Below are 5,034 nucleotides of genomic sequence, written 5' to 3' on the forward strand. Positions count from 1 at the left end.
CCGCATCAAAACCAAGATGATCAAGCAGAAAAAGGACGAGGAGCGCGACTCGCCCCGTTAACCTGTCCGTACGTACGGACGTCGGCCGTTGTACCGCGTGCCGGAACCACGGGATTTCCCTAGGAGTCTTTAGAATCGGACTCCATGCGTGTCATTTTTGCCGGTACCCCTGAGTTCGCCCGTGTGGCCCTTGAAAAACTGCATGCGGCCGGTTTTGAGATTCCCCTCGTACTGAGCCAGCCTGACCGCCCCGCAGGCCGCGGCATGAAACTGCAGGCTTCGCCTGTCAAGCAATGGGCCGAAACCTCACACACACCCATCGCCCAACCCAGAAGCTTGCGGCTGGACGGCAAATTCCCTGACGATGCAGCCGCGGCGCACGAAGCCATCACCGCAGCGCGCGCGGACGTCATGGTGGTGGCGGCCTATGGACTCATTCTTCCGCAGTGGGTTCTGGATGTACCGCGGTTGGGCTGCCTCAATATCCACGCGTCGCTGTTGCCGAGATGGCGCGGTGCCGCGCCGATTCACCGGGCCATCGAAGCCGGTGATCCGGAAACCGGCGTCACCATCATGCAAATGGATGCCGGGCTGGACACGGGCGACATGCTCCTGACGGAAAAGCTGCGCATCGCACCCGGCGACACCACGGCTTCGCTGCACGACAAGCTGGCCAATCTGGGCGGGCGGCTCATCGTGGAGGCCCTCGAGATCGCTGCGTGCGGAGGCCTGCACGCGGTCTCTCAGCCCGCGGACGGCATCACTTACGCACACAAAATTGAAAAACATGAGGCATTACTGGACTGGTCGCAAGGCGCTTCCGTACTCGAGCGGCGGATCCGGGCGTTCAACCCGTTTCCCGGCGCGGCCGGTGTTGTAGACGGGCAAACCCTCAAGTTCTGGCGTGCCGAAGTTCTGGCGAATGCGCGTCGGCCGGGGGATGCCCAGGCCGGTGAAGTCCTTGCCGCAGGGCCACAAGGTGTGGACATTTGTGCCGCCGACGGCGTTCTACGTGTGAGCCGCCTTCAAAAAGCCGGCGGCAAGGCGCTGGATGCGTCCGAGTTTTTGCGGGGGTTTGAGATCCGTCCCGGCATGGTCTTCATTCAACCGGATATCGCCAAACAGGGGTGAAAAAAATGACGGAACAGAAAAGGGCGGGGTTTTTGTGAAGACATTCTTCAAGCATCCGGACTTCCGGCTCGGGGTGAGTGAGCTCGCTAGCGTTGCACCTGGCATCGCCGCCTGGGGCCTGATGACGGGCGTGGCAATGGTGAAGTCGGGCATGAGTCTTATCGAGGTGCTGCTGATGGCGGTGCTGGTTTTTGCCKGCAGTTCCCAACTGGCAGCCTTGCCTCTCATCGTGGCGGGCGCACCCATGTGGGTGATTCTGGCTACCTCGTTTTGCGTCAACCTGCGCTTCATGGTCTTCAGCGCTCACCTGCGCCCCTATGTGATGCACCAGAGCCTGTGGCGCCGCATGGCTTTTGGCTACGGCATGGCCGACCTGAACTATGTGCTTTTTACCAAACGCTTCCCGCACCCGGCCGCCGATGCTGCCGGCATTGAAGCCCAGGACGCCTACTGGGTCGGCAGCTGCGGCATGAGCTGGGTCAGCTGGGTGGGTGCCACGCTGGTGGGCATTGCGCTGGCCAATTCCATTCCGCTGTCCTGGGGCTTGGGCTTTGCCGGCATCCTGGCGCTGCTGGGCATCATGTGGTCGCTGGCCACCACCCGCCTGCGAGCGGTGTCTGCAGCCATCGCGGGTGCCGCCGCTGTCGCCACCTTCGCCTTGCCGCTCAAGCTCAATATCCTGGTGGGCATTGCCGTAGCCGTCATCGTCTGCCTGGCGCTGGAAAAATCAGCGCCGGCCAAGCCTGCGGTATCCACTCCCGGAACCGGAGACGCAGCATGAACCAGACCGATCTCTGGACGGTGGTGACCATCATCGGCATGACGCTGATGACCGTCCTCACGCGCTCCTTCTTTTTTCTCTCCAGCAAGCCCTGGACGCTGCCAGGCTGGGCGCAGCGCGGCCTGCACTACGCGCCCATTGCTGYGCTGGCCGCAGTGATCGTGCCGGAAATGGTGATGACGCAGGGCCATTTCATCGCAACCTGGAAAGACGCGCGGCTGTTTGCGGTAGTCGCCGGCACCGCCTGGTATTACTGGCGTCACGGCGTGCTGGGCACCATCCTGGCCGGCATGGCGGTGTATTTGCCGCTGCATATGGGGTTTGGATGGTGAGCCCCCACGGTAAAAATTAGCACACCCCTATCGGGCTCACTGCGTGTAGCCCTTTTCCCCTTGCAGGGGACGGCGCCTGCGGCCCGGCAAAGCCGGTTCCGCGGCCCCTGCTGGCCTTGGTGTTACTCGCTTCGCATCGTGTTTGGTGTCGACTGCTATCAAATCAGTAGCTGCTTGCGCTCGTTCTGCGTGGGCTGGAGGCCGATTTGATGCCTAAATTTACGCTTTCCCGGCTTTGTCTGACGGGCCCAGGCACATACAGGCACCTACAATTTAGGGCTTTGGGCGCTGTGGCCCAAAGCCTTTTTTATTGTGCGAGCGATTTATGAACTTCATCCGTTTCTCCGACCTGTGCGCCAGCGGCAAAGTTGCCGGCAAGCGCGTGTTCATCCGTGCCGACCTCAACGTGCCGCAGGATGACAGCGGCAACATCACGGAAGACACGCGCATCCGCGCCTCGATTCCCTGCATCCAGATGGCCCTGGACGCAGGCGCGGCGGTCATGGTGACATCTCATCTCGGGCGGCCAGTGGAGGGTGAGTTCAAGCCGGCCGATTCGCTGGCGCCTGTGGCCAAACGAATGGGCGAGTTGATGAAGCGCGACATTCCCCTGGCCTCCGGCTGGGTGGACGGTGTGGATGTCAAACCCGGCCAGCTGGTGATGCTGGAGAACTGCCGGCTCAACAAGGGCGAGAAGAAAAACAGCGAAGAGCTGGCGCGCAAGATGGCTGCGCTCTGCGATATTTTTGTGCACGATGCGTTCGGCACGGCGCACCGCGCTGAAGCCTCCACCTATGGCATTGCGCAGTACGCGCCCGTGGCAAGCGCCGGCCCACTGCTGGCCGCCGAGATGGACGCCATCTCCAAAGCCCTTTCCAGCCCGCGCAGGCCGCTGGTGGCCATCGTGGCCGGCAGCAAGGTCTCGACCAAGCTCACCATCCTCAAATCACTCGCCGCCAATGTTGACCAGCTCATCGTGGGCGGCGGTATTGCCAACACCTTCATGCTGGCCGCCGGTTTGAAAATCGGCAAAAGCCTGGCCGAAGCCGACCTGCTGGCCGAAGCCAAAGCCGTGATTGACGCCATGAAGGCGCGTGGCGCCGAGGTGCCGATTCCGACGGACGTTGTCACCGCCAAAACCTTTGCCGCTGACGCGCCGGCCACCGTCAAGGCGGCCACTGACGTCGCCGATGACGACCTGATTCTTGATATCGGCCCGCAAACCACCGCGAGACTTGCGGCGCAGCTCAAGGCGGCCGGCACCATCGTATGGAACGGCCCGGTCGGCGTGTTTGAGTTTGACGCGTTCGCTAAAGGCACCGAAGGCATTGCGCGCGCCGTTGCGGACAGCAGCGGGTTCTCTATCGCCGGAGGCGGGGACACGCTGGCCGCCATTGCCAAATACGGCATTGAAAAGCAGGTCGACTACATCTCGACCGGCGGCGGCGCTTTTCTGGAAGTGCTGGAAGGCAAGACGCTTCCGGCCTTTGAAATCCTGCAAAAGCGCGCGGGCCATTGAGGCGCTACCTGCAAAATGCGGCAAACCGCGGTTTGCAGGTTCAAGGCGCGACACGTTGCATGCAGCGGGCCACCCCTCCGGCTTCTGACCAATACCCCGGATGCGGCGATGGCTTGGTAACCGCCACGTAACTCATTCGTGTAAAAATAAGAAACTAAATTACAGGAGACAGACATGAAGATGCAGCGCCGCGGCACCAAAATCGTTGCCACCCTTGGCCCCGCCTCCAGCGATCCGGCCTTGCTGGAGCAGATGATTCGCGCTGGCGTCAACTGCGTGCGGCTGAATTTCAGCCACGGCACGGCGCAAGACCACATCGATCGTGCCAGGCTGGTGCGAGAGGCCGCCACCCGCGCCGGGCGCGAGGTCGCCATCATGGCCGACCTGCAGGGCCCGAAAATCCGTGTCGGCAAATTTGCCGAGGGCAAGGTGCAGCTTGAGCAAGGCATGAAGTTTGTGCTCGACGCGTCCCGCACCGAGCTTGGTGACATCAACGGCGTAGGCCTGGACTACAAGGAACTGCCGCGCGACGTCAAGGCCGGTGACACACTGCTGCTCAACGACGGCCTGATCGTCATGACGGTCGACAGGGTCTTGGGCGAGCAGGTCCATGCGACGGTCAAAATCGGCGGCGTGTTGTCCAACAACAAGGGCATCAATAAGCAGGGCGGCGGTCTGACGGCGCCGGCGCTGACGGCCAAAGACATGGAAGACATTCGCACCGCAATGAGTTTCCAGGCCGACTATGTCGCGGTGAGCTTTCCGCAGAACGCCAGCGACATGGAAATGGCGCGCCAGCTGTGCAATGTGGCCGGTGCTGAGCACCGCCACAAGCCGGGCTTGATCGCCAAGATCGAGCGTGCCGAAGCGATCCCGAACCTGGAAGCCATCTGCAGGGCCAGCGACGGCATCATGGTCGCGCGTGGCGACCTGGCCATCGAGGTCGGCAATGCGGCCGTGCCGGCGCTGCAAAAACGCATGATCCGCATGGCCCGTGAGCTGGACAAGGTGGTCATCACCGCGACCCACATGATGGAGTCCATGATCACCAACCCGGTGCCCACGCGCGCTGAGGTCAGCGACGTGGCCAACGCGGTGCTCGACGGCACCGATGCCGTCATGACATCGGCCGAGACCGCCGCCGGCCGTTATCCGCTGGAGACCATTGTCGAGATGGCCAACATCTGCGCCGAAGCCGAAAAAGCCGAGGACGTGAAACTGGACGCCGACTTTACCGGCATGACCTTTGACCGCATTGACCAGTCCATCGC

At 62.3% G+C, this 5,034-nt stretch carries 5 protein-coding genes; all 5 read left to right on the forward strand.

Annotated features, from left to right (window positions below):
• The first annotated feature begins 144 nt into the window (after positions 1–144).
• Positions 145–1,131: a methionyl-tRNA formyltransferase gene (gene fmt, locus AC1DWI_RS13545; RefSeq protein ID WP_477670630.1), complete on the forward strand. Its 987-nt coding sequence runs from the start codon at positions 145–147 to the stop codon at positions 1,129–1,131.
• A gap of 34 nt (positions 1,132–1,165) precedes the next feature.
• Positions 1,166–1,912, forward strand: coding sequence for an AzlC family ABC transporter permease (locus tag AC1DWI_RS13550; RefSeq protein ID WP_477725011.1), 747 nt, complete (start codon positions 1,166–1,168; stop codon positions 1,910–1,912).
• On the forward strand, positions 1,909–2,244 hold the full coding sequence (locus tag AC1DWI_RS13555) for an AzlD domain-containing protein (RefSeq protein ID WP_477725012.1): 336 nt from the start codon (positions 1,909–1,911) through the stop codon (positions 2,242–2,244). The genes AC1DWI_RS13550 and AC1DWI_RS13555 overlap by 4 nt, the downstream gene beginning before the upstream one ends.
• A gap of 325 nt (positions 2,245–2,569) precedes the next feature.
• The gene (locus tag AC1DWI_RS13560) at positions 2,570–3,763 is read left to right on the forward strand and encodes a phosphoglycerate kinase (RefSeq protein WP_477666947.1); all 1,194 of its coding nucleotides are present in this window, start codon (positions 2,570–2,572) and stop codon (positions 3,761–3,763) included.
• A gap of 180 nt (positions 3,764–3,943) precedes the next feature.
• Positions 3,944–5,034 (forward strand): pyruvate kinase (gene pyk, locus AC1DWI_RS13565; protein WP_477725013.1); only part of this gene is annotated, 1,091 nt, incomplete at its 3' end.

The organism is Polaromonas sp. P3_C2 (genome assembly GCF_056402675.1).

Bases quoted from the DNA above. Each gene is read 5' to 3' on its own strand.
- fmt (WP_477670630.1), top strand. From the start codon at position 145: ATGCGTGTCATTTTTGCCGGTACCCCTGAGTTCGCCCGTGTGGCCCTT.
- AC1DWI_RS13560 (WP_477666947.1), top strand. From the start codon at position 2,570: ATGAACTTCATCCGTTTCTCCGACCTGTGCGCCAGCGGCAAAGTTGCC.